Genomic DNA, 24793 nt, shown 5'->3' on the forward strand with positions numbered 1-24793 from the left:
CGCTCGTCGCGGGGCGCGCATTCGCGCGACCCGGTGGCTTTGCCCACCCTACAAGAAAAAGCCGGACGCGACGCTCGCATCCGGCTTTCCAATCTGTCCTATAGCGACGTCGCTTACTTCCGCTTGTCCATCGGCACATAATCGCGGCGGGCGACGCCGGTGTAGAGCTGGCGCGGGCGGCCGATCTTCTGCTGCGGATCCTCGATCATCTCGCTCCACTGGCTGATCCAGCCGACGGTGCCGCCATGCGCCGGGTCCCAGAGGGTGACGCCCGGATATCCAGCTTACATTTTCCTCATTGGCGGCATACTCTGAACCGTCCAGACGGAGCCGGTGATTGTCCAAGGGATTGGCGTCTTGCGCTATCACTTCCAGGACTATGTATTCGACACCGACCAGCGCGAATTGCGTCGCGGGGTGGAGGTGGTCTCCGTTGCGCCACAGGTCTTCGACCTCCTCGATTACCTGATCCGCAACAGGGAGCGCGTCGTCAGCAAGGACGACCTGATCAACGCGATCTGGAAGGGCCGGAGCGTGTCGGATGCAGCGCTGACGACGCGCCTGAACGTCGTCCGGACTGCAATCGGCGATTCCGGGGAGGGGCAACGCCTGATCAAGACGTTGCCACGGAAGGGATTCCGCTTCGTCGGACACGTGCAGGAAGCCGAGAATCCTGCCGATGAAGCAGCTGCCAACGGCCTCGTTCACTCGCCGAAACAGGCATTGGCACTCCCCGATAAACCCTCCATTGCGGTGCTGCCCTTCCAAAACATGTCGGGCGACCAGGAACAGGATTATTTCGCTGACGGGATGTCGGAGAACATCATCACCGCATTGTCGCGGTTCAGGTCGCTGTTCGTCATAGCCCGCAATTCGAGCTTCACCTATAAGGGCAAGGCGGTCGACATCAAGCAGGTCGGCCGCGAACTGGGCGTACGCTATGTGGTCGAAGGCAGCGTGCGCAAGGCAGGCCGCCGCGTGCGCATTACGGGACAGTTGATCGAAGCGGCAACCAGCGTCCACTTGTGGGCAGACCAGTTCGACGGCGAGCTTGACGACATATTCGCGCTGCAGGATCGCGTTACCGAACGCATCGCCGTAACCGTGGATATGCGGCTCCAATCCGAGCAAGCTCTTCTCTCGCAACGAAAGCCGACGGACAAGCTCGATGCCTATGACTACGTCCTGCGGGCCAACGCAGTGTGGCGGCATGGCGATCGCAAGGCAAACGAGGAAGCGCTACGTCTCGCCTATAAGGCGATTGAGCTCGATCCTCGTTATGGTGGCGCCTATGCGCGCGCTGCTCTCTGCATAAACGCGAAGAAGCACCCTCACTGGATGATCGATCCTCAGCAAGAAACAGCCGAGGCCGTGAGGTTGGCCCGGCTTGCAGTCACCTTCGGAAGTGATGACGAGGTCGCGCTTGCAGCGGGTGCGTTGGTTCTCGGCTTCCTGGGCGGTGAACTGGATGCCGCGGCGTCGTTGGCAGACCAGGCAGTTGAGCTCAATCCGAATTCCGCGTTCGCATGGAGCGTCAGTGGTTGGGTGAGACTCTACATGGGGCACCACGATGTCGCGATCGAACATCAGAATCGGGCCATGCGGCTCAGTCCGCGCGATCCCAACCGGCGGATCATGATTTCAATGGTCGGCACCGCGAATTTCTTCCTGGGCCGGTTCGAGACGGCGGAGCGGTTCGCAAGCGAGGCGGTGCAGCTTACAAATGGCCATTTGGGTACGCTGCGTCTTCTTGCTTGTTCCCTGGCCCTCCAAGGCAAGCTCGATCAAGCCGGATCTGTAGCTCGCAGAATCCTCAGCCTTGATCCAACATTTCGACTGTCGGGCGTAGGCGAACTCGCACCATTCCGCCGACAGGAGGATGTCGCTCGTCTCGTTGAGGGGCTACGGCTCGCGGGAATTCCCGAATGATCGGCCGCGTCGCGTGCGGTCTCGGTTCCCTCAAACGAAAGCGGCGCCACCTTGCGATGACGCCGCTTCCAAGGCCTTGAGGCCGGGCTTACTTCCGCTTGTCCATCGGCACATAGTCGCGGCGGGCGACGCCGGTGTAGAGCTGGCGCGGACGGCCGATCTTCTGCTGCGGGTCCTCGATCATCTCGCTCCACTGGCTGATCCAGCCGACGGTGCGGGCGACCGCGAACAGCACGGTGAACATCGAGGTCGGGAAGCCCATCGCCTTCAGCGTGATGCCCGAATAGAAATCGACGTTCGGATAGAGCTTGCGGTCGATGAAGTACTGGTCGCTCAGCGCGATCTTTTCCAGCTCCAGCGCCACCTTCAGCATCGGGTCGTCGCCATGGCCGGTCTCGGCCAGCACGGCGTGACACATCTTCTGCATGATCTTGGCGCGCGGATCGTAGTTCTTGTAGACGCGGTGGCCAAAGCCCATCAGGCGGACTTCGCTGTTCTTGTCCTTCACCTTGGCGATGAATTCCGGAATCTTGTCGACCGAACCGATGTCGGCGAGCATCGCGAGCGCGGCTTCGTTGGCGCCGCCATGGGCCGGGCCCCACAGGCAGGCGATGCCGGCGGCGATACAGGCGAACGGGTTGGCGCCTGAGGAGCCGGCGATACGCACCGTCGAGGTCGAGGCGTTCTGCTCGTGGTCGGCGTGCAGGATGAAGATCTTGTCGAGCGCGTCAGCCAGCACCGGATTGATCTTGTATTCCTCGCAGGGCACCGCGAAGCACATGTGCAGGAAGTTCTCGGCAAAGGAGAGCGAGTTCTTCGGATACATGAAGGGCTGGCCGACGGTGTATTTGAAGGCCATCGCGGCCAGCGTCGGAACCTTCGCGATCATGCGCATCGAGGCGATCATGCGCTGCTTCGGATCGTTGATGTCGGTGCTATCGTGATAGAACGCGGCGAGCGCGCCGACGGCGGCGACCATGATGGCCATCGGATGGGCGTCGCGGCGGAAACCCTGGAAGAAGCGGGCCATCTGCTCGTGAACCATGGTGTGATGGATCACGCGGTGGTCGAAGTCTTTCTTCTGCGCCGGGGTCGGAAGTTCCCCGTAAAGCAGCAGATAGCAGGTCTCGAGGAAATCGCCCTTCTCGGCGAGCTGCTCGATCGGGTAGCCGCGGTATTCCAGCACGCCGGCATCGCCGTCGATATAGGTGATCTTCGACTGGCAGCTGCCGGTCGAGGTAAAACCCGGGTCGTAGGTGAACATCCCGGCCTGCGCGTAGAGCTTGGCGATGTCGATGACATCGGGCCCCACCGTGCCGCTGAGGATCGGGAAATCGTAGGTCTTGTTACCTACCGTGAGCGTTGCAGTTTTGTTGCTGGATTTTGCGTCCATCGCGAGTCCCCGATGAAATCGTTACGAAAAACCGCGCCGACCCTGGTGCCATTTTGCGGCAGCAGCAAGGGAGGCCGGGTTGTCTAGAAGCGGCGCCAAAGGCGTAGCTTATTGCCCTGTGCACTGCAAGATGGCCGCAGGCCCCCATATCGTAGGGGCTTAGCTGGCCGCTTGATCGGCGAGGCGAGCCAGGCATTCCTCCCGCCCCAGTACCGCCAAAACATCGAAAATTCCCGGCGAAGTCGTGCGTCCGGTCAACGCCACCCGGAGTGGCTGGGCGACGGCGCCGAGCTTGAGATTGTTCTGCTCTGCGAAATTCCGCATCGCGGCTTCCGTGGTCTCGGCACGCCAGTCGGTGACGGCCTCGAGCGCGGTGCGGAGCTGGCCGATCAGCGCGCGGGTCTCCGGCGTCAGCAGCGCGGCGGCCTTCGGCTCGACCTGAAGCGGACGGTCGGCGAAGATGAAGTAGGCGCCCGATATCAGCTCGATAAGGGTCTTGGCGCGCTCCTTCAGGCTCGGCATAGCGCGAAGTAGTTGGCCGCGCGTCGTGTCGTTGAGTTTTGCCTTCAGCTCGGCGCCTTCGGGGACGTAATCCAGCACGCTCTCAAACTGAGACACCAGCTCGCGGTCGTCTGCGTGGCGGATGTAGTGGCCGTTGAGGTTCTCCAGCTTGGCGAAATCGAACCGCGCCGCGGAGCGCCCGATCGCGGGCAGGTCGAACGCGTCGATCATTTCCTGCGTCGAGAAAATTTCCTGGTCGCCATGGCTCCAGCCGAGCCGGACCAGATAATTGCGCAGCGCTGCCGGCAGGTATCCCATGGCGCGGTAGGCATCGACGCCGAGCGCGCCGTGGCGCTTCGAAAGCTTCGAACCGTCGGGTCCATGGATCAGGGGGATGTGGGACATGTTCGGGATGTCCCATCCCAGCGCGTCATAGATCTGCTTCTGACGCGCGGCGTTGATCAGATGGTCGTCGCCGCGGATGACGTGGGTGACGCCCATGTCGTGGTCGTCGACCACGACAGCCAGCATGTAGGTCGGGTTGCCGTCGCCGCGCAACAGCACGAGATCGTCGAGGTTCTCGTTCTGCCAGACCACGCGGCCCTGGACCTGGTCCTCGATTACGGTCTCGCCGGTCTGCGGCGCTTTCAGGCGGATGGTCGGCTTCATGCCTTCGGGCGCTTGCGCTGGATCGCGGTCCCGCCACAGCCCGTCATAGAGACGGGTGCGGCCCTCGGCGCGCGCCTTCTCGCGCATCGCGGTCAGCTCCTCCGCGGTGGCGTAGCAGCGATAGGCCTTGCCGCTGGCCAGCAGTTGCTCGGCCACCTCGCGATGGCGCGCAGCGCGGCTGAACTGGTAGATGACGTCGCCGTCCCAATCGAGCCCGAGCCATTTCAGGCCATCCAGGATCGCAGCGATGGCCGGCTCGGTGGAGCGCTCGCGATCGGTATCCTCGATCCGCAGCAGCATCTTGCCGCCGGTTTTCTTGGCGTAGAGCCAGTTGAACAGCGCGGTGCGGGCGCCGCCGATATGGAGGAAGCCGGTGGGCGAGGGGGCGAAGCGTGTGACGACGGAAGGGGTGTTCATTGACCGCGCGGGATAAGGAGGGTGGTTGATGGGCGACCGTGTATCATAGGGCCGGGAGATTGTGCCAATGCTAATCCAGGTCGTTCATAGCCATCCGCTGACGGACAGCTATAACCACGCCCTGTTCCGGAGCATCGTCGAAACGCTGCAGGACCGGCATCAGGTCATAGCTACCGATCTTTACCGGGAGCGCTTTTCGCCTGTTATGACCGAGCCGGAGCGCCGAAGCTACTATCAGCCGTCCTACGCCGGGGACGAGGTGGCGCTGCTGGTCCGGCAATTGCGGCAGGCCGACGGCATCATTTTCTGCTTTCCGCACTGGTGGTTCTCGATGCCGGCCATGCTGAAGGGCTATTTCGACCGGGTCTGGGCGCCAGGAACGGCTTTTGCGCATGATTTGAATGGCGGACGCATCAAGCCCCTGCTAACCAACATCAAGCTTTTCGGCGTGGTGACGACCTATGGCTCGCCCTGGTGGCTCACCCGCATCGTGATGCAGGACCCCGGCCGCAAGGTGCTGTTCCGCGCCTTGAAGCCGATGTGCGGGCCCGGGGTTCGATCATTCTATCTGGCGCATTATGATATGGATCGATCGACGCCCGCCTCGCGGCAAGCGTTTGCGGAACGCGTGCGTACAAAAATCGCCGGGCTCTGAGGGCGATGGCGGACGGCTCGCCGCGGCAGGAATGAAAGACGTAAGGAATTCGGGATGACGACTGAAACGACAACGGCCGAAGCAGGGCGCGATTTCATCCGCGACATCGTGCAGGCCGATCTCTCCTCGGAAAAGCACAGCCGGATCGTGACCCGATTCCCGCCGGAGCCGAACGGCTACCTGCACATCGGCCACGCCAAGTCGATTGCCCTGAATTTCGGCATCGCGCAGGAATTTGCCGGCAAGTGCCACCTGCGCTTCGACGACACCAACCCGACCAAGGAAGAGCAGGAATATATCGATTCCATCCAGGCCGATGTGCACTGGCTCGGCTATGACTGGGGAACCGATCTCTATTACGCCTCGGATTATTTCGAGCGCCTGTACGACTGGGCGGAAGGCCTGATCAAGTCCGGCGATGCCTATGTCGACGACCAGTCGCAGGAGGAAATCCGCGTCAACCGCGGCACGCTGACGGAACCCGGCAAGAACTCGCCGTTCCGTGACCGCACAATGGAGGAAAACCTCGACCTCTTCAGGCGCATGAAGGCCGGTGAATTCCCGAACGGCACGCGCGTACTGCGCGCCAGGATCGACATGGCGGCCGGCAACATCAACCTGCGCGACCCCGTGCTGTATCGCATCCTGCATGCCGAGCACCCGCGCACCGGCACCAAATGGTCGATCTATCCGAGCTACGACTACGCCCATGGCCAGTCGGACGCCATCGAAGGCATCACGCATTCGATCTGTACCCTCGAGTTCGAGGACCATCGGCCGCTCTATGAATGGCTGCTCGACAAGCTGCCGGTGCCGTCAAAGCCGCGCCAGTACGAATTCGCCCGCCTGAACCTGACCTATACGCTGCTGTCGAAACGTGTGCTGACGCAGCTTGTCCGCGACGGCCACGTCTCGGGCTGGGATGACCCCCGCATGCCGACCATTGCCGGCCTGAAGCGCCGCGGCGTGCCGCCGGCCGCGGTGCGCGAATTCGTCAAGCGCATCGGGGTGGCGAAAGCCAACAGCGTCGTCGATGTCGGCATGCTGGAGTTCTGCATTCGCGAATACCTCAACAAATCTGCGCAGCGGCGCATGGCCGTGCTGCGGCCGCTGAAGGTCGTGATCGAGAATTATCCGGAGGGCCAGGTCGAGGAGCTTGAGGCCGTCAACCATCCCGACGATCCTTCGTTGGGCACGCGAAAGATTTCGTTCGGCCGCGAGCTCTATATCGAGCGCGACGATTTCATGGAGAACCCGCCGAAGAAATTCTTCCGCCTGTCGCCGGGCAACGAAGTGCGGCTGCGCTACGCCTATTTCGTCAAGTGCACCGGCGTCATCAAGAACGACGCGGGCGAAGTCATCGAACTCCGCTGCACCTACGATCCCGCGACCAAGGGCGGTAACGCGCCTGATGGACGCAAGGTCAAGGCCACCATGCACTGGCTGTCGGCCAAGGATTCGGTGCCTGCGGAAATCCGCGTCTATAATCAGCTCTTCGCGAACCCCAGCCCGAGTGCTGCGAATTTCGCCGCCGACCTCAATCCGGAGTCGCTGGAAGTTCTGCCGGACGCCCGGATCGAGCCTTCAGTCGCCGCCAGCAATTCGAGCGAGGTGATGCAGTTCGAACGCCAAGGCTATTTCGTGCGCGACAAGGATTCAGCGCCCGGCAAGCCGGTGTTCAACCGCACGATCGGTCTGCGCGACACCTTTGCGAAGGAAGTCGGCGGGAAGGGGTGAGGCTGCCGGGGGTAGGGCGTAGGGTGGGCAAAGCGCAGCGTGCCCACCATCTCTCCGAATTCGTTGGCGTCAATGGTGGGCACGCTTCGCTTTGCCCACCCTACGATTTTTCAGATTGGATCTTCGATGCAAAGCGCGACCGACGACATCGTCTCCGGCATCATGGGAAGATGGGCGGCGGCGTTCAGCAGGCTGGATGCCAAGGCGCTGGCCTCGCTCTATTCGAAGAACGCGTTCTTCTTCGGCTCGAACCCGAATTTCTACCGCGGCAATGACGGCGTGCAGGCCTATTTCGAGGGGCTGCCGCGCTGGCAGTCGCCATCCGTTCAGTTCACCGATGTCAGGACGGCGCAGGCAGCGGCCGACCTGATCAACGTCGCAGGCACGGCTACGTTTACCGTCGAGAAGGATGCCGAGCCTCTGATCGTGAAAATCACCTGGGTGATCGTTCGCGAAGACGGCGAATGGAAGATCGTCAGTCACCACGTCTCGTCGAACACGCCGCTGATTAAGCAGTAGCCGCCATACCGCCTAGCAGCCCCGGCAAATACCCCGGATGGCTTTTGCGAGTTGGGCATCTTCGGCCGCCATCGGCTCGTAGGGTTTTTGCTGCTCGGCCTGCCGGGCCTCGTTCGTCTTTTGCCGGGCGAGCCGTTCCGTCTCCTGGCGCTGATAGCATGCCTCGCGTTCGGCGCGCGCCTCGATGAAGCGGCATTGCTCCGGCGTGGCGGCATTGGCGGGAGAGGAGGTCAGGGCCACCGCAAATAAGGTCCAGGCCACACGCTTCATGTCACTCTTATCCTGACGTTCGATTCACAGTGTGCAACTGTACCCCCAAGCCACGTGCATTTCTTCTGATTTCTGCACACCCGTTACGCCATCCAATGGCGGGGATATTCAGCGCGGATCCATCAAATGTGGCGAAATGCTGCCCGTGACTTCCGATGCGTCACCGGAGACGCGCCAAGCTGCTACTCCGAAACATGCCGTCAGCATCAGAGCCGCTACAAGCAGAAGCGTGCAAGAAAACTGGCTCACGTCGTGCTCCGCACCAGCCGCGAATTTCAGAGAGCGAGCACGCTCTGCCGAGTCGGAAAATGCAGTTGGGCTGACCTAACGGTGGTTTTCCCCGCGAATGAATTGTCTTTGGCGCAGATCAGTCGGCGGATTCCCGTGGGTGTCGCAGCCCGTTTCTTCAGGATTCTGCATCCGTTCCGCTAGCGGCTTGAATGCAGCGTCCGGTAGTCTTGCGGTCTCGATGAGATCGTAAGGTGTAGATCGGGGTGGCGGAGCAGGGCGACATTTCGGGCCGGAAGCGGGGCTACGCCGGAACATGGCCGCCGCGCGCGGCGGCGCCCATTGGCGGCCTTGCACCATCACACCCCGCGTTCTGGCCGCCGCTGATCGAAACGCTGCGCACATGGGCGCGCGCGGAAGCTGGCGCAGGCCGTTTGCTGCCCTGGGTGCCTGTCGCGTTCGGCACCGGCATCGCCTTTTACTTTGCCGCCGATCACGAGCCGGTTCTGTCGGTAGCCGCCGTCGTGGCTATCGCGCTATGCGCGGTCGCGGTCCTCCTCCGGCGGCAAAAATTCTTTCCCATAGCCGTCATGATCGCGGCCGTTGGGGCGGGCTTTGCGATCGCTACCTGGAAGACCGCGCGGATCGCGCATGGCGTGCTGGCGCGGCCGATGTTTTCGGTGTCGCTGACAGGCTTTGTCGAAACGCGCGACATTCGCGAGCGCACCGACCGTTTTGTCCTGCGCGTCGTCACCATGGAGAGCGCGCGCGGAACGACAAAGCTCGAGCGGGTGCGGCTGTCGGTGAAGAAGGGGACGGCGCCCGCGGTCGGCAGCTTTGTCGAACTGAAGGCGCGGCTGTTGCCGCCGCTCACGCCGGTGCGGCCGGGTAGCTACGATTTCAGCCGCGACATGTTCTTCGCCGGCATCGGCGCCTCCGGCTTCGTCATGGGCGCGATCAAAACCGCGGAGTTGCCCGCCACAGACGGCGGGCTTCGCCTGCGCTATTCGGCCGTGATGCAGGGCCTGCGCGATACGATCGACGCGCGGATCAGGACCACGCTGGAGGGTGACAAGCGCGCGATTGCCACCGCGCTGTTGACCGGGCGGCGCGATGCGATCTCGCCGCCCGTGAACGACGCGATGTTCATCTCAGGTCTCGGCCATGTGCTGTCGATCTCGGGCTATCACATGGCCGTCGTCGCCGGCGTCGTGTTCTTCGCGGTGCGGGCGCTGCTGGCGCTGTTTCCCGCGCTCACGGTCGGTTACGCCATCAAGAAATGGTCAGCGGCGGCAGCCCTCGTCGCGGCCGCATTCTATCTGTTGCTGTCGGGCGCCGAGGTCGCGACGCAGCGCTCGTTCTTCATGACGGCCGTGGTGCTGATCGCGGTCATGGTCGATCGCCGCGCGATCACCTTTCGCACGCTCGCGGTCGCGGCCCTGATCGTGCTGACGGTCGCGCCGGAAGCGCTGGTGCATCCGAGTTTCCAGAGCGTGGATGCGTAAGCAGCCAGCGCCTGGGAAAAGACCTAGATAGTGTTGATTATCAGGTAGTTGAAGGTCGCGGCGGAATGCTGCGCCGTGAACAAAAACCGGTCGAAAGTGGGCTGAAATCCGCATTCGGCGGCGCAAAGTCCCGGAAAAAGTCCCGGAGTGTGTTCTCGACTTGTTCGGAGGTGCTGCATGCACGCGCCTCCTGATCCGAAAAGCGAAAGGGCGCCCCTGCAAGCACGCCCCGTACCTAAAAACCATATTCCCTGTACCGCAGACTCTACCGAGACAGTTTCGGAACTTCAAGCGCGAAGTCTCTGCCATCGGTTCGCGCTCGGCTATCATCTCGCAGCTACGGTCGCACACCTCGCCTTCGCGGTGTCGCGATGAGTGCAGATCATATTGGTACCACGCTCAAGGGCCGTCGCAACGGCAATGGCTGGCTGGTTCGCTGCCCGTGCCCCAATCACGGCAAGGGGAGAGGCGATCGGTTTCCGTCGCTCTCGATTGCTGATGGCGATGACGGGCGGCTGTTGCTCCGCTGTTTCGCGGGCTGCGAGTTCGTGGATATCCTCGAAGAGTTGAAGCATCGCGGTCTGATCGACGGCAAGCAACTGGTGACGACCAAGAACCGGTTTACGCCGACCGTTCATCGCGGGATCGAGCCCAGCCCCGATGTCGGCGCGCTGACGATCTGGCAGGCCACCGTCGAGGCTCAGGAAACGGTTGTCGATGAATACCTGAACCGTCGCGGCATCTATCTGCGTCCGCCAATGCTCCGTTGCAGGCTCGACCACCGGTCCATGGTGGCCGCGGTGCAGGCGCCGGACGGCAAGGTCATTGCGATCCAGCAAACCTGGCTGACCAGCGAAGGCGACAAGGCATCGGGCAAGCGACTGACGACCGGCAATCTCGGAGCCGGCGCGGTCCGGCTCGGAGCGGCAGCCAGGAGCATGGGCATCGCGGAGGGCGTCGAGACGGCGCTGTCTGCAATGCAGATGGCCGGCATGACCGTATGGGCCTCCCTCGGAGCGTCCAGGCTGCACAATGTGGAGCTACCGCCGGAGGTCGAGGAGGTGCACGTATTCGTTGACAATGACGAGCCCGGACGTACCGCCGCCAAGCGCGCGGCAGACGTCCACACCAGCATCGGGCGCCGGGTCTATCTGCGGTCCCCGCCAGACCAATGCGGCGACTGGAATGACTTCCTTAACCTGATTGCCGATCGCGACGGGCGCGATGTGTTGCCCCCCGCTTCGTCGGAGGACGCAGCAGCATGAACGTCAGAGCTATTATCCCGGGCGAAAGACTTGAAAATCACTCGCCAGTCAAAGCTGAGCCGTTGCGATGGCTCGATATGTCCTCGTGGGACAATAAACCCATCCCGGAACGCAAATGGGCGATCAGGGACCGCGTACCGCTGAAGCAAGCCGGACTGTTCTCCGGAGAGGGCGGCACCGGCAAGAGCATCCTCGAACTGATGAAGAATGTCGCTCATGTGGCCGGTAAGGACTGGCTGGGCTCGATGCCTGAGCCGGGACCGGCATTCTATCTTGGCGCTGAGGACGATCAGGAGGAAATCCACATACGCCTCGCGGCCATAGCGCAGCATTATGATGTTTCGTTTCAGGATCTGACTGTCGGCGGCTTGCGCGTTCTCCCCCTGCTCGGGAAGGATGCGACCCTCTGTGCTGTCACCAAGGGCGGCAACATCGAGGTCACTGCGCTTTACCGCCAGATCTACGAGGCGGCCGGCGACATCAAGCCAAAGAACATCTCGATCGACACGCTGTCGCGGGCGTTCTCAGGCAACGAAATCGACCGGGTGCAGGTATACGCCTTTGCGATGCACATGCAGGCCCTGGCGATGGTGGCGAATGGATCAGTCACCGTCCTGAGCCATCCCAGCTTATCGGGCATCAGTTCGGGCTCAGGTCTTTCGGGATCAACCGCATGGCATGGGGCATTCCGCTTCCGGCAGTACCTCAAAGGCGTCAAGGCCAGCGACGGCGAACAGCCCGACAACGATCTGCGCGAACTGGAGTTCAAGAAGAACCAGTACGGCCCTCGCGGGGAAAGCATCGTCTTGCGATATCAGCGTGGCCTCTTCCTGCCCGAGGCGGGCGTCTCCAACCTCGACAAGGCAACCCGGACGGTCATGGCGGAAGATGTGTTCATGGATCTACTGCGCCGGTTCGCTGCCCATAACCGGAACGTCAGCGACAAGGCCACCGCGAACAACTACGCGCCGACAGCATTTGCGAGAGAGGACGCTGCCAAGAAGCAGGCCATCAAAAAGGGCGACCTGGAACAGGCCATGCGAGGTCTGTTCAGCGCCGACAGGATCACCGTCGAGCAATACGGCAAACCCTCGCTGCATCGCTACAGGCTTGCATTGAAATGACCAGGCCGTGGCCAAGGCCTAACCCCCGACCAGAGATGCGAGTACGCGGTACTCGCTCTCTAGGGGGTAGGCCAGAGGGGAGCACCCCCCCAACGGGCACCCAGCAAGTACCCTGCAGGCACCTATGCGAGTACCCATGCGAGTACCTTACGGAACTGAACAGGAACGATGAATGTGTGTGAAGCAATCAAGGACAGATGACCAAATGAAAAACGTGAACAGGGACGCTGGCGGACGATGGCTTAAGGGAACGTCACCGCCGAATCTAACCGGCCGGCCGCTGTCGGCTCGGTCGAAGATCTCCGAAAAGCTACTGGCCGATCTCGCAGACGTCTGGGAAAGAGCACGGCGTCAGCGTGTTGCAGCGCCTGGCTGTCACCGATCCTGGAAAGCTTGCTCAGATCGCTTACGGTCTGCTGCCGCGCGACGTCTTCATCAGCGTCGAGCAGCGAACCCCGGGGAATCTCGATCCTGACGAGTGGGCCATCCTGCGGCGGGTGATCGATCTCATCCAGGTGAACGCCAAGGGCGCCGAGCTGGGGCCGGTGCTGCAGACCATCGAGGATGCGCTGAGGGCAGACCAGGCGAAGATGATCGAGGCGGAGTGAGTGGGGCCGCCGCAACGCCAGCCACGACGACCCCTATCGACCGCCCTGGAACCCTGGAAATCAGCGGCCGACGTGATTCAACATCCGATTGTCCGCGCAGTTTCTATTAAAGGGACGGATTTATGGATCCGTTGATCAGGCTGAGAGAGTGGGGCCGCCCGGTTGGGGTGACAAGCCGGCGGCCCCGACCCTGTCGTCCGCTTGGCTGCTGAAGGCGTCGGCGGCCGACCTGATTCAACGTGACGAGGAAAGCCGGTGTTCCATTAAAAGGAGGCTGAATGACCGCTTGGGGCCGCCGAGGGCTATCCCAAGGGCGACCCCAGCCAGCCACTTGCTCCTCCATGAGGTCGGCGACGGACAGGGTTCAACGAGGTGCCGCCACTGTGGTTGCTATCAAAGAGGCGGAATAGTTGGTTCAGTTAGTGTGTGCCTTTCGGAAACTATCTATGTGACTGGTTCAATAAATCGTTTGACAATCCAAAACAGACTCAGATTATAGAAACCATCCAAACCAGACTCACAGGGGGTTTCAATGTTCATCCGGGCTTATCTCAGGGCATCAACCGACGAGCAGGACGCCAACCGCGCCAAGGATCAGTTGCGGGCCTTTGCAGTTGAGCGCGGTCTTTCGGTCGCGGCCTGGTACGTCGAGAATGAGAGCGGCGCCAAGCTTGCCCGTCCGGAGCTGTTTCGTCTGCTTGGGGATGCACAGCCTGCCGACGTCCTGCTTGTGGAGCAGGTCGATCGGCTGTCTCGCCTCACCAGCGCTGATTGGGAAAAGCTGAAGGCCGAGTTGACTGCGCGACGTGTCCGCGTCGTGGCGCTGGATCTGCCAACATCGTGGATGATGGCCACCAGCAACGCTGACGAGTTCACGGGCCGGATGTTCGAGGCCATCAACGGCATGCTGCTCGATATGTTGGCCGCGGTGGCGCGCAAGGATTACGACGATCGTCGTCGTCGTCAGGCGCAAGGTCAGGCCAAGGCCATGGCTGAGGGCCGTTACAAGGGCCGTCCAGAGGATACAGAGCGCAATGCCGGTATCGCCAGCATGCTCACTGCCGGGCAATCCTGGAGCTTTATTCAGGACATGACGGGTTGCAGCCGCGCCACTGTTGCGAAGATCGCGAAGCGGATAGCCGCGCCAGCTGCCCCATGACCGACCGCATTCGCATCATCAAGCACGAAGCCGTCCCTGGCTGCGGGAGCTTTGAGGTCCGCTTCCCTGATGACCGACCCAGCCGGTACTTCCATTGGGATGACATCCCAGCTCGCCGGCTAAGGCCGGAGACCTTGGATCGCGAAACCGCTCTTGAACAGGCGAAGGCGGTAGCAAGAGCCGCAGAGGCTGCATGATCGAGAGCGTCCATTGATCCAGATCAATCGCCGAGGTGGCGCTGCAGTACGTTTCCCCAATGGACCGAGACACGCTGTATATCTGGCTCTGGCTGATCTGGCTCGCAATCCTGGTGGTTGGCTTTGCCTATGTGCTTTTCAGTGGGGGAGCGATTAGCTGGCCGTAAAGAGACACAGAGACTCGCTGATGTGTCGTTGGAGGGTCGGGCTAGTGCGTACGGCCCGCGCTGAGTCAGGAAACAGCCTTGATGAGACAACCGAGGAACGGAAGTGGGCAGGTCAACTTTGGACCCAGCGGCGGCTTTGTAGCCAGATACGGTTGCACATACTGCACTGGCGCACTGCCGATATTTCCCGCAAAATTGCGTTGCGGCATGGGGCCGACTGGAAATTGCGTCGTGTCTTATTGGGAATGGGTCAAGGTGATTGGTACTGCGGTTCTGATCTCGTGCGCCACGACGACAGTAGCCTTCGCACTCTGGTGGCTTGTCAGGTGAAGCAAGCGTCTCAGTTGGCCGACACCTCGCCGGCATCTAAATTGAGAAAGCGGCCGAGCCCAGGAGCTATTCAGGTTCGTTACCAGGGAGCAATCCACATCCCGATCCCGATGATCACCAGGGATACGACGATCACCAGCAGGTCGATCGTGAGCCACGTGGGTATGCGCTTCGCACGTTGTTGGGGCATGGCGTGTCCCTCCGCGGCCGGCATCCTGTGCCGGAAGCGTGCAAGCAGCTGTGAATACGTTCACATGGCCTGAGGATTGGTGGGATAGCTCACCCTGTCGTGACCGATTCTGGCCCGTGGTGGTAGAATCACTTTGTTGATTTGCCGTGCACGTTGCGTACCGCGTTCCCTATTCATCACCATAGGAAACCCACATGACAGGCTTTAGAGCTCGCGATCCGAGTTCAACGCAGGCTGGAGGATTGATTATGATCTCTCTCGAAGACTGCAAGGCATACCTCAGCGAACGCCAAGCCCTGGCAGCTGAAGGCAATCTCTCGCTCCGACGAGCGACTGCGGTTCTGGCCGTCTGCGATGCCTGGCTCGCGCTGCGTGACGCGATTTTTACATGCGAAACTATCGCCGCCGAGGAAGACGCTTCTCAAGCGCTTTAGAGACTCGCTGAGTAGTAGCGTTTGCTTGCGGGCTAGGTGTGTACCGGTCAGCCACCAAAACGAATCCACGGCCCGCGCAGAGTCACGGCGGGCATAATATTAGACCGGCATACCGAAAATGCGTGCGTTCGTGATCCAGATTCCGCCGGCGATGATCGCTAGGCCTACGAGGATGATAGCAACGTCGATCGTCAGCCACATTGGTATTTGCTTCGAAGGTTTCATGGTTTTGCGCCTTTTAGCCCCGGCATATCGTGGACCGGAGCGGCGCAGGCTGAGGTGAGACAGGTCACACAACATGAAGGCGTGACTGCAATACGTGCGTTTCGTTGCGTACCGCCTTCCTTCGTAAGGAAGGGCTGCTTTCATCTCATCGGAAGAGCTACGAATTATGGGACGTTCACGAAGCAGGGTCTGCCTGCAAGACGGATTGAAACTCGATCTCAACGGACTTACGAGGAAGGGTTTCATCCAGCGAGGGCGCTATAGCGGCGTTCGCGGTATCGGATGGACGCACAGCTATTGGGGCGAAGTTGCGTCAGCACTGATTTCGGCCGATCTCAGTGACACGTCGTCCGGCTGGCTGAAATTGGAGGGCGCACTCAATCAGTTTATTTCGCTTGCGGCTCAGCCACGACCTTTCGGTGGTCACCAGTGGTACTTTGTCTGCCCAATCACCGGCCGGTTAGCCTCAGTGCTGTGGCGGCCGCCCGGTGCAACGCGCTTCTGCAGCCGGCAGGTTTGGAAACGCCAAGTGGCCTATGCAAGCCAATTTTTGGATCGGGACAACCGAGCGCACCATGGAAAATCCAAGATCAATGCTCGGCTCTGTTCCATCGGAAAGCTAGATCCCGAAGAATGGGATTTTCCGCCCAAGCCCAAGTGGATGCGCTGGAAGACCTACCGGCGGTATGAATCCCGTTTTGATTCTTATGACGATCTTCTCGACAGCGGCATTCGGGAGCTAGCAGTCAAACTCGGCCTGAAATGATTTCGAAATATGTTGGCGAACTCGGGTTTTGATATTGATTTTCCTATACAATTTCGATGAGGCGCAAGCCTCGATCCCACCAGGCACGGCCGCATTCTACTCGACGCACTTTCCGTAGAGTTGGGCGGTCACGCCTTCCTCTTCTGCGCAATGGTCGCAGCAATAGTATGTGCCGTCCCTTTCCAACCCTCGTATGCAATGAGTTGCCGCGTCAGGTTCGATGACGCGCAAGCCTCGATCCCCACCAGGCGTGCTGGCGTTGTCGGCGCTCCGGATGGCTTTCCGGTACATCAGAGTAGCCGGAGCTCTTTTTCCGGACATGGTGCGAGAAGCCATCAAAGACGCGATGGCAGAAGCTGGCATTACTGAGGAAGACGTTCGCTACATGGTCCGAGCGTTCGAAAGCCCCGCGCCGGATCAGTGATGGCCGTTTCGAAGCGCGCATGACTGACAAGGCCGATCTTATTGCGGTTTCGCGGGCTTCGGCGCCATCGCGGCAGCTTCAACCAATTGCTTGGCTCGGTCCTCATGAGGGAAGACGCATCGGGCCGCACGGCTTACTGCGTGGCCAACCCTTATCTCGCCAATCCTTATCTCGCGAACGCAACGACTCAGGTCTGACTTCATCGATCGGTGGATTCGGCGCTAACTCCCGTTATGGTGCGGCAGGCGTTGGCGGTTCTGTTATCTGGGCGCTGTCGTGGAGTTGTCGCTTTTCATTAGCTCGAAAGCTGGCGCAAGCATCGGTTTGAGGAGTCGAGTGCCTAGAATGCTGAGGTGATCGTCGTCAAAATAGAGAGGCAGGCCGTCCTTTGACGCCGTGCAGTGATCGCCGCTGCAAAGGAACGGAAGTGGATCAAGAACCGAAACATTGTTGTACTTCGCTTTGACCGCATCAAACGTGCGGTTTAAAAAAGCGGTTCGATCGAGGTGTTCCTTGAGAGTTGTCCAGCGACCTTCGAGACGGCTGGCGGGCAGTCCCATCAAGGCGTTGACGGCCAAAGTATCTGTCACTTGCATGCGCTGCAGAGGCGGTTCCTTTACGAAGAAAACTCTCTTGCCCGATAACTCGGAGACGGTGCGATCAAGGCTGACTGCGAAAACTTCCTCCGGGTTGGTCCGGCGATTCCAGTCGTTTGCGAATTTCAAGTACCCTTCGGATCCTTTCTCGCCGTTACTGTATAAGCTCCAACGATCGACCATGAAAATGTTCCGGACGTTGTGGCGCTCGATGGCTTTCGCTACAGCCTGATAGAAGTCCACGCACTTTTGAGTCTTTCCCAGGTCGCTGTTTACCGTGTTGGAGAGCGAGGGGCAGCCCGGCAGCATCCCAACGAGACCCTTTAAGCCGGCATCGAGCGCCCACTCAGAAAATGCCTTGGACATCGCAAAAGCGTGGCTGTCGCCCCACAGCACAAAATCGACTCGCTCCCGAGCGGTGTCGCCAATGGTGCAGAGCGTGTCGGCTACCGCCATTGCGACGCTTTCAGCTGGGCCACCGGGCGGGTCGAAACATCGATAGAGTTGCGTGTCCCAAGCGGACGCCGTCGTGATCGTCAGAACCTGAGGCGGCAACCGTCCGGGCGCGCCGTTGCTTTGAATCCCTGCTGACGCGAAAATAACAATAGCGGCAGTCGATGCGGCTGCCATTGTGAATAGTTTGGCGCGCGCGGGTTGAAGGCGCTTACCGAACCGAATCGGATTCTCGACCGCATAGAGTGTTGCCGTTGATAGCACGAGCGTTACGACGATGACGCCAGTGGTTTGGAAGGCGTCTAGCCAACCGAAGTAGATCCTCGCAAACACCAGCGCCGGCCAATGCCACAGATAGAGGGAGTACGACATGATCCCGACGGTGCGGAACGGTCGGCTCGCCATGATCCTGAACACTGGTTCGCGATTGTCAGGTCGCGCAAACAAAAAGGCTGCGGCGCCGATGCAAGGAAGCAAAAGATCGCGAAAGCCGGGCTTCGGCCCATGCGTAATCATTGCATAAGCAATCAATCCCAGTCCTGCTGCCCGCAGGGCGCACGACAGAGCGGGGCTGGCTACATATTGGCGATATGCGAGGGCGGTCATGCATCCGATAAGTGGCTCAAAAGCGCGGCTGAACGAACTGAAGAACATCGTTTCGTGGCTGCCAAATTTTCTCAGCCAGTATGCATAGAGCATCGAAGCGAAGCAGAGCGAGCCTAGCGCAAGAACTTGCCTCGCCCTCGTTGCGAGCAGCAGCATGAGCAACGGAAAGACCAGGTAGAACTGCTCCTCGATCGACAGCGTCCATGTATGCAGGAGTGGCTTCGTCGCGGCGGGCGCATCAAAATAGGAAACCTCCTGGAGAAAAAACCAGTTCGATGAGAAGAAAACCGCCGCTAGTAGGCTTTTGCAGAAGGCCGCAAAGGCATCTGGCATCAGGGTGAACCAGGCGAACGCCGATGAGGCGGCGAGCATCACGGACGCCGCTGGCACTATGCGGCGAACCCGGCGCTCATAGAAGGTTACCGGCGAAAACTTTCCGGAGTCGATTTCATTGATGACCAAGCTCGTGATTAGAAACCCGGAGATCACGAAAAAGACGTCGACACCGAGAAACCCGCCGGCAAACCCGCTCAGCTCGGCATGGAAGAAAAGAACGGTCGTCACCGCTAGGGCGCGGAGCCCATCGATATCCGGCCTGTAATGCATTGCGCCCGCATGCATTGTTTCTCGCTTTCTCGCTTTGGTTGAGCGTACCGATTAGCGATCGCGGGGCTGCTTGCGATCCTCTTTTGCTCGTCGGTCATTTGTTCGGGAGTGGTCGGTCGCCCGATCGCATCAGCGGAACCTCGTGTCTCCAGAGCAAGCAGAAAACTGGCAAGACAACCTAACGGCGTAAATCGGCAATCACGCGCGGAATCATCAGGCTGTTGGAGCGTAGAACTCACCAACAAAATATCGGACGTGGTCGGGCTTAGAAGCAGACGACTGCGTGGCGACGAAATATCCCGCCGGCGCGGCTATCCACAAGTCGATCTGCTCGTCGGTCAGCGTGACGGTGCCGTCACGGAATTTATAGTCGCCTGCCTTCGTTGGATCACCGACGTCGTTCCAGCCTATTCGGATTTCCATGAAATTTCTCCAGAGGATCGGGGACCCTTTTGGGGCAATGGTTCCATCGTAGTGGTGTCCTTGACTTGGACGGCGGTCGTTGTCTTCTCCTGAAATCCACTTACCACGCCTGCTACGATCGAAGAAAACCCGCATCGCAGAGCAGATTTCCCGAAAGGGGATGGATTTTTAGCGGGTCGGCTGGGTGGTATTTCCAGTCTTTGGCTTCGCGGCTTCCTTCGCCCGCTCGGCCTGCCAGGCATCATATTCCGGCGTTCCGGGTCGTGGCGGCGTGCACGGCGGCAGTCCGCCCATCCAATGCGGCATGTCCGCTACATGGGGACCGCTCGCGCAGCCCGAGACCAACAGGCAGAATGTGCAGAGGTTTAGAACTGTCCGGAGTATCGTCGCCTCCTGAGCGCGCCGCAGACATCGGTTGCTAATGCTTCAATCGAGCACTTTTCCCCAGGGTAGGGAATCGATTTTTGCATGCACCAATGGATCCGGGGTGGCGCCGGCTATCTTGCTGGTAGCCGCTCAACGAGCCGGGAAAGAACCTGCGCGGGCAGGTTGATCCCCGAAAGCTTCCAGCCCGATCCCTCGAAGTGCATGTTAATACTGCCGGCGCTGTTGTCTTCGCCCAGCCTCAAAGCAAACTCCACAGGTTTGATCGGTTGGACGCGCGACAGCGCGTCGAACGCATTCCACACGTCAAGACGCGCCAGCGCTGGCACGCTGCCGAAATCCGTATTGTCGGCCGCATTTCGTACCGCTCCAGTCTTCAGCAGTACTGCAAGATTGTCCGCCGTGATCAGCCTGTTCGCGAGGTCGTCGGCGACCGTTGCGCCAAACGTTGCGACGGCTAGGCGTTCCAAAGGTTTCACTGGTCGATTCCGACCTAGCTTCTCGAGATAAGAAGTGACGATTTGATCAACTATCGAGTGCCGCACTCGCGGCACATCAGTCAGCGCCATCACCTGGACGGCATCCCCGTCCCGAACAGCCGAGACGAGATTAGCCAGCGAGACGACGGCTGAGCCCATGTAGGCTGTGAGACAGATCGTGAGGGCGGAACCAGCTCCGAGAAACCACTTCATTTCGGCTAAACGGCGCTTACAAGGCTTCGTTCCTGACTCGCACGGGTCCGAAAGTGAGCTTGTTCAGGAGGGACGACTATTCGACTTGGCCGACTACGGCGGGCCACGGGTGGCGGCGAGGGTAGGATCGCTCTCACCTTAATTGAGCAATTTAGGGGTACCGTAGGAACCTTCCAGTTTTTCCCGAATTTCGCCTCCGGGCGGGGTTTCGGGAGGGATAGTCATGGCTACTGGTGCATTTGATCCCATTACTGGCGTTCTCACCGTCGTCAGCGACTCCACGAACAACGTTACAACAGTCTCGCGAAATGTCGCCGGCGCGATCCTTATTGACGGGGGAGCCGTACCGATTCTCGGAGGAACTCCCACTGTCGCAAACACCACGCTCATTCAGATGTTTGGTCTGGAGGGCAACGACAATCTGAATTTGGATGAATCAAATGGTGCTCTGCCGCGCGCTACGATTTATGGAGGCACGGGCAATGATGTCGCTGCTGGCGGCTCGGGAGCAGATTCTCTTTTCGGCGAAGCGGGTGACGACCAACTCTTTGGGAGGGGCGGTGCCGACCTCCTATTCGGTGGAACCGGCAATGACACACTTACTGGGGGCGATGGGGACGATCAAGTTTTTGGCGAAGATGGCAACGACCGCCTGGTGTGGAATCCCGGGGATGATAGCGACCTCTTCGAGGGCGGGAGCGGAATCGACACCGCAGAAGTGAACGGCGGCGATGGCAGCGAGACCTTTACGGTTACTCCCAATGGTAGCCGCGTGCGTTTCGATCGCGTCGACCCAGCTCCGTTCGCGCTGGATATCGGTACTACTGAGAATCTTGTCCTGAACATGAACGGCGGGGACGACATTTTCTCCGCATCAGGCAATCTATCTCCGCTAATCCAGATGACGGTGGATGGCGGTGCTGGCAACGACACGATCGGCGGCGGCAACGGAGCTGACCTTCTCTTGGGCGGAGACGGCAATGACCGCATCGATGGAAACCAGGGGAATGACGTCGCTTTCCTTGGCACAGGGAACGATCTGTTCATCTGGGATCCTGGTGATGGCAGCGATACCGTTGAAGGACAAGCCGGCTTTGACGCCCTGACCTTCAATGGCGCAAATGCGAGCGAGAACTTCGTGGTGTCAGCGGACGGCGACCGAGGCCACCTGTTTCGAGACGTAGGCAACATCAATATGGACCTCAACGATGTCGAGGCTGTCGTGGTTCGCGCCCTCGGCGGCGCAGACACCATCACCGTCGGCAATACGGCCGGCACTGATATCTCGGAGGTATCGATCGATCTCGCGCCGACGATCGGAGGCGTGGGTGGAGATGGTCAGATTGACAGCGTAATCGTCAATGGCACCAATGCGAACGATACAATCCAGATTGCCGGCGTCGGAGCAGATTATACGATCTCCGGAGCTAGCGCCTTCGTATCGGTGTTGTCGTCCGAAGCGCAGGATCAACTAACGGTAAATGGTCTTGGCGGAAATGACTCCATTTCGGCAGCGTCGCTGTCTGCAACCGTCAATCTCACCCTCGATGGTGGAGCAGGTAATGACACCATCATAAGCAATTCGTCTGCAAACACATTAATTGGCGGAGATGGTAACGATTACCTGATCGGACAAGGTGGTGACGACACCCTCATTGATGGATCTGGCTTGAATACCCTTCAAGGCGGCTCGGGAGACGATCTCTACGCAGTTCAATTGCAGAATGACACCGTGTTTGAGTTTGCGGCTGAAGGTGCAGACGAAGTGCAAACCTTTTTGGCTTCGTTCACTATACCTCAGAATATCGAGAACTTGGTGTTTGTCGGCGACGTATCCCATACGGGCATCGGCAATTCCGATAACAACCGTTTCACTGGCGCCGGGGCAAACGACACATTCACTGGGGCAGGAGGCGCCGACACGTTCGACTACCGCGTTGACGGCAATGGGTTAGACACGATTACCGACTTCGATGCGGTCGACGCTTCCGCCGGTCATGATTTGATCGATCTTTCTGGAAGAGGTCTAAACTTCGCATCATTGTCCCTGACCGTCAGTACCGAGGGAACGACCATCGGCATTCCTGGGGGCGATGCTGTTTTCCTCAGAGGAGTTACGACAGGTATCAATGCCGGCGACTTTCTTTTCTAGACTTCCCGTCGGATCTTGCCGGATCAAAAGGAAACGGCCCCAGCTCTACGGACAAGCTGGGGCCGCCTTCTTCCGGAGTGGAGCTTGGGGGCTGGTGCCCCGGAAGCCCATTCCCGACTCTCTCAACCGGCATAAGTTCCAATCGCCGGATATTCGAAGGCCACGCCTTCAGGTCGTTTTCATCGAACCAGGTTTCCGCGGCGTCGGCATTCGCGAAGACCTTGAAGTATCAGGGTCTCCGACCTGCTTACTGGTGTTGACGTAGACAAAAACGGTCATTGGTCTCTCTCGATCTCGGACCCTCTTGGGCCATTAATCCGGGGAAATTTGCTGCGGCAAAAGTTCCATGTTCCAGGCTTGAGCTAGATCAACGAGGCCGCTAACCTTCGGCCCCACATCTTCCCCATGAGCAAAACAACAATCATCGGCGCCGCCCTGGTAGCCACAGCTTTGTACTTTGGGATCGCTGTATGGGCCGACCGGAGCTACATAGATCCCGCGCCAAAGGGGCGACTCGCGTTTCTTCTCAGTCGGCCATTCCACCCTCTGGGTGGTGCGGCGTTCCGGGGCCTTGCGATGATACCCGGAGATCAAAGGAGGCTGGAGGGTTTCGCCGACGATCCCGCAAACGAAGCCGACCGCCGATCGCCGTTCGTCATATACGAGGACCACGAACCACTTGGGCCGGCGCACAGCACCTTCGTCGACATCAGCAAGATTGGCCGCGGGCACTTTGCTCATTGGCCGTCGCAAGGGTTCGTATTTTCGACGAGCGACGGCAGCGATCCCAACAGCAACGGCCGGCGCTACTGGGCCGTTGATCCCGCGCCAAAGGGACGGATCGCGATTTTTCTGATTCCGCCATTTGAACCTTTGGGTGGTGCGGCGTTCCGGAGCCTTCCGCAGCTATCCGCGGACGCGACGAGGCTGGAGGGTCTTGCCGACGATCCCGCAAACGAAGCCGACCGCCGGTCGCCGTTCGTCATATACGAGGACCACGAACCACTCGGGCCGGCGCACAGCACCTTCGCCGACATCAGCAAGATTGGCCGCGGGCACTTTGCTCATTGGCCGTCGCAAGGGTTCGTATTTTCGACGAGCGACGGCAGCGATCCCAACAACAACGGCCGGCGCTACTGGGCCGTGATCAAGGACTGAGCGACCGTAAGGCCTGCCGGGCCTTCTCACGGTCAGGTGTCTCTCTTGAGCTTCCGCTTCCCCCAATGGGTATCTTTGCGATCGGGATTGAACACCCGCTCGACATGACGGTTCAGCGCTTTCATGACCCCAATCCGCGCCATCATCGTCGGACCGCTGCGGCTGCAACAAGACCTCGAGCGCCGTTTGCCATTCCGGCAAGTCGGATTCCTTCTTCGGCAGCTTCGTAATGTAGTCAGCCGCGTCCTTCAGCGTGAGGAGCTTCCGGCCGTCGGGCAAAATGATGGGATCCTCAAACGAGGCAGAAGGGCAATAGAAATACTCAGGCAATGATCTTGGGTGTTCCACGCCGGCACAGCCTATTCCTAGCGGCTTGTCATCTCGTTCACGTTTTGTACTATCGTGAAATGAAGACCAATCGTGAAATAGAGATCCTGTTCAGGCGGCTTCGCCTCTACGACCGTCTAGAGCGCAGGGCAGAGGGGCTTGTCCGCACCATCCAGAGGGTAATGAAGGAGCGCTATGGCAATGCGCGAAGAATTGAAATGGCACGACGAAAAGGCGGACAACTCGCCATGGATCAACGCGCTCGCCGATCTGCGGCAGCGCGCCACGCGTGAAGGCCATTGCTTCCAGCACGTCCAGGCGATCGCGGTTGCGATCGACCAGTACGCAGAGAAGGCGCTGGGCAACCGCGACTACTTTCTCAACAAGCCTTACGGCGTTGGCTGATTGCAGCGCGGCGAGATCAGGTATCCGGCGGCTTTATTATAGTGGCCCACGCTTTTTTGCAGGTTGAGGAGACGATGCAGGCGCCTGCGCATTTGTTCCTAGGAAGCTATCAAAACGCGCAGACAGCGCACCTACCTGCTCGGAAAGTAATTTACGGTTGCCTTGTTCGGCGGAGATTTGCTGCTGAAGCTTGCTGATCTTTTCCGCGGCATCCTGTTGGGCAGTCTGAAGGTCTTTAACTGTCTGCTGGAGAGCAGCTAAGGCCTGTCGAGCCTTGTT

The 24793-nt window shown here is 59.9% G+C and carries 21 protein-coding genes and 1 pseudogene; 13 read left to right on the plus strand and 9 right to left on the minus strand.

What is annotated here, in order from left to right; translation table 11 throughout:
• The first annotated feature begins 357 nt into the window (after positions 1 to 357).
• Entirely contained in the window at positions 358 to 1929 is a 1572-nt protein-coding gene (locus KIP88_RS41465) for a winged helix-turn-helix domain-containing tetratricopeptide repeat protein (protein ID WP_214493874.1), read from the plus strand.
• A gap of 88 nt (positions 1930 to 2017) precedes the next feature.
• Here the strand turns inward: KIP88_RS41465 and gltA are convergent, their stop codons facing one another.
• Both gltA and gltX read right to left on the minus strand, forming a co-directional pair.
• The gene (gene gltA / locus KIP88_RS41470; RefSeq protein ID WP_214493875.1) at positions 2018 to 3322 is read right to left on the minus strand and encodes a citrate synthase; all 1305 of its coding nucleotides are present in this window, start codon (positions 3320 to 3322) and stop codon (positions 2018 to 2020) included.
• A gap of 159 nt (positions 3323 to 3481) precedes the next feature.
• Entirely contained in the window at positions 3482 to 4909 is a 1428-nt protein-coding gene (gene gltX / locus KIP88_RS41475; protein WP_214493876.1) for a glutamate--tRNA ligase, read from the minus strand.
• Between the two features lie 67 nt (positions 4910 to 4976).
• On the opposite strand from gltX, the gene KIP88_RS41480 reads away from it, so the two are divergent.
• The 3 genes from KIP88_RS41480 (at position 4977) to KIP88_RS41490 (ending at position 7820) form a co-directional block, all read left to right on the plus strand.
• Positions 4977 to 5564: an NAD(P)H-dependent oxidoreductase gene (locus KIP88_RS41480; protein WP_214493877.1), complete on the plus strand. Its 588-nt coding sequence runs from the start codon at positions 4977 to 4979 to the stop codon at positions 5562 to 5564.
• A 54-nt stretch (positions 5565 to 5618) separates the two neighbouring features.
• Positions 5619 to 7301 carry a glutamine--tRNA ligase/YqeY domain fusion protein gene (locus KIP88_RS41485; RefSeq protein ID WP_214493878.1) on the plus strand — a complete coding sequence of 561 codons (1683 nt, stop codon included), beginning with the start codon at positions 5619 to 5621 and terminating at the stop codon, positions 7299 to 7301.
• A gap of 126 nt (positions 7302 to 7427) precedes the next feature.
• Positions 7428 to 7820, plus strand: coding sequence for an SgcJ/EcaC family oxidoreductase (locus KIP88_RS41490; protein WP_214493879.1), 393 nt, complete (start codon positions 7428 to 7430; stop codon positions 7818 to 7820).
• Between the two features lie 12 nt (positions 7821 to 7832).
• Here the strand turns inward: KIP88_RS41490 and KIP88_RS41495 are convergent, their stop codons facing one another.
• Positions 7833 to 8090: a hypothetical protein gene (locus KIP88_RS41495; protein ID WP_214493880.1), complete on the minus strand. Its 258-nt coding sequence runs from the start codon at positions 8088 to 8090 to the stop codon at positions 7833 to 7835.
• A 494-nt stretch (positions 8091 to 8584) separates the two neighbouring features.
• Between KIP88_RS41495 and KIP88_RS41500 the strand changes: the two are divergent.
• The 7 genes and pseudogenes from KIP88_RS41500 to KIP88_RS41530 all read left to right on the plus strand — a co-directional run.
• Positions 8585 to 9808: pseudogene (locus KIP88_RS41500) on the plus strand (ComEC/Rec2 family competence protein); the annotation flags it as partial.
• A 386-nt stretch (positions 9809 to 10194) separates the two neighbouring features.
• Positions 10195 to 11088: a toprim domain-containing protein gene (locus KIP88_RS41505; protein ID WP_214493881.1), complete on the plus strand. Its 894-nt coding sequence runs from the start codon at positions 10195 to 10197 to the stop codon at positions 11086 to 11088.
• Complete coding sequence (locus KIP88_RS41510; RefSeq protein ID WP_374226584.1) at positions 11085 to 12212, plus strand: AAA family ATPase; 1128 nt, start codon at positions 11085 to 11087, stop codon at positions 12210 to 12212. Before KIP88_RS41505 ends, KIP88_RS41510 begins: the two co-directional genes overlap by 4 nt.
• Positions 12213 to 12568: 356 nt before the next feature.
• Complete coding sequence (locus KIP88_RS41515; RefSeq protein ID WP_214493883.1) at positions 12569 to 12820, plus strand: hypothetical protein; 252 nt, start codon at positions 12569 to 12571, stop codon at positions 12818 to 12820.
• Between the two features lie 532 nt (positions 12821 to 13352).
• A complete protein-coding gene (locus KIP88_RS41520; protein ID WP_214493884.1) occupies positions 13353 to 13979 on the plus strand; it encodes a recombinase family protein in 627 nt (208 codons plus the stop codon).
• Between the two features lie 1078 nt (positions 13980 to 15057).
• Positions 15058 to 15297 carry a hypothetical protein gene (locus KIP88_RS41525; protein ID WP_214493885.1) on the plus strand — a complete coding sequence of 80 codons (240 nt, stop codon included), beginning with the start codon at positions 15058 to 15060 and terminating at the stop codon, positions 15295 to 15297.
• A 430-nt stretch (positions 15298 to 15727) separates the two neighbouring features.
• Positions 15728 to 16288 carry a hypothetical protein gene (locus tag KIP88_RS41530; protein ID WP_214493886.1) on the plus strand — a complete coding sequence of 187 codons (561 nt, stop codon included), beginning with the start codon at positions 15728 to 15730 and terminating at the stop codon, positions 16286 to 16288.
• 684 nt (positions 16289 to 16972) lie between these two features.
• On the opposite strand, the gene KIP88_RS41535 is transcribed toward KIP88_RS41530, so the two are convergent.
• The 3 genes from KIP88_RS41535 to KIP88_RS41545 form a co-directional block, all read right to left on the minus strand.
• Entirely contained in the window at positions 16973 to 18988 is a 2016-nt protein-coding gene (locus tag KIP88_RS41535) for an acyltransferase family protein (RefSeq protein WP_214493887.1), read from the minus strand.
• Between the two features lie 198 nt (positions 18989 to 19186).
• Positions 19187 to 19396: a hypothetical protein gene (locus KIP88_RS41540; RefSeq protein ID WP_214493888.1), complete on the minus strand. Its 210-nt coding sequence runs from the start codon at positions 19394 to 19396 to the stop codon at positions 19187 to 19189.
• A gap of 497 nt (positions 19397 to 19893) precedes the next feature.
• Positions 19894 to 20472, minus strand: coding sequence for a DUF2939 domain-containing protein (locus tag KIP88_RS41545; protein ID WP_214493889.1), 579 nt, complete (start codon positions 20470 to 20472; stop codon positions 19894 to 19896).
• 223 nt (positions 20473 to 20695) lie between these two features.
• On the opposite strand from KIP88_RS41545, the gene KIP88_RS48020 reads away from it, so the two are divergent.
• Complete coding sequence (locus KIP88_RS48020; RefSeq protein ID WP_214493890.1) at positions 20696 to 22624, plus strand: calcium-binding protein; 1929 nt, start codon at positions 20696 to 20698, stop codon at positions 22622 to 22624.
• Positions 22625 to 22936: 312 nt separating this feature from the next.
• Here the strand turns inward: KIP88_RS48020 and KIP88_RS41555 are convergent, their stop codons facing one another.
• Both KIP88_RS41555 and KIP88_RS47260 read right to left on the minus strand, forming a co-directional pair.
• Positions 22937 to 23365: a hypothetical protein gene (locus tag KIP88_RS41555; RefSeq protein ID WP_214493891.1), complete on the minus strand. Its 429-nt coding sequence runs from the start codon at positions 23363 to 23365 to the stop codon at positions 22937 to 22939.
• Positions 23366 to 23530: 165 nt separating this feature from the next.
• Positions 23531 to 24112, minus strand: a complete 582-nt coding sequence (locus KIP88_RS47260; protein WP_249791419.1) for a hypothetical protein — start codon at positions 24110 to 24112, stop codon at positions 23531 to 23533.
• A 198-nt stretch (positions 24113 to 24310) separates the two neighbouring features.
• On the opposite strand from KIP88_RS47260, the gene KIP88_RS41565 reads away from it, so the two are divergent.
• Positions 24311 to 24514, plus strand: a complete 204-nt coding sequence (locus tag KIP88_RS41565) for a hypothetical protein (RefSeq protein ID WP_214493892.1) — start codon at positions 24311 to 24313, stop codon at positions 24512 to 24514.
• A gap of 36 nt (positions 24515 to 24550) precedes the next feature.
• Here KIP88_RS41565 and KIP88_RS41570 read toward each other — a convergent pair.
• Positions 24551 to 24793: hypothetical protein (locus tag KIP88_RS41570; protein ID WP_214493893.1), on the minus strand; the 243-nt coding region annotated here is incomplete at its 5' end.

It is taken from the genome of Bradyrhizobium sp. SRL28 (assembly GCF_018596315.1).
Taxonomy (GTDB): domain Bacteria; phylum Pseudomonadota; class Alphaproteobacteria; order Rhizobiales; family Xanthobacteraceae; genus Bradyrhizobium.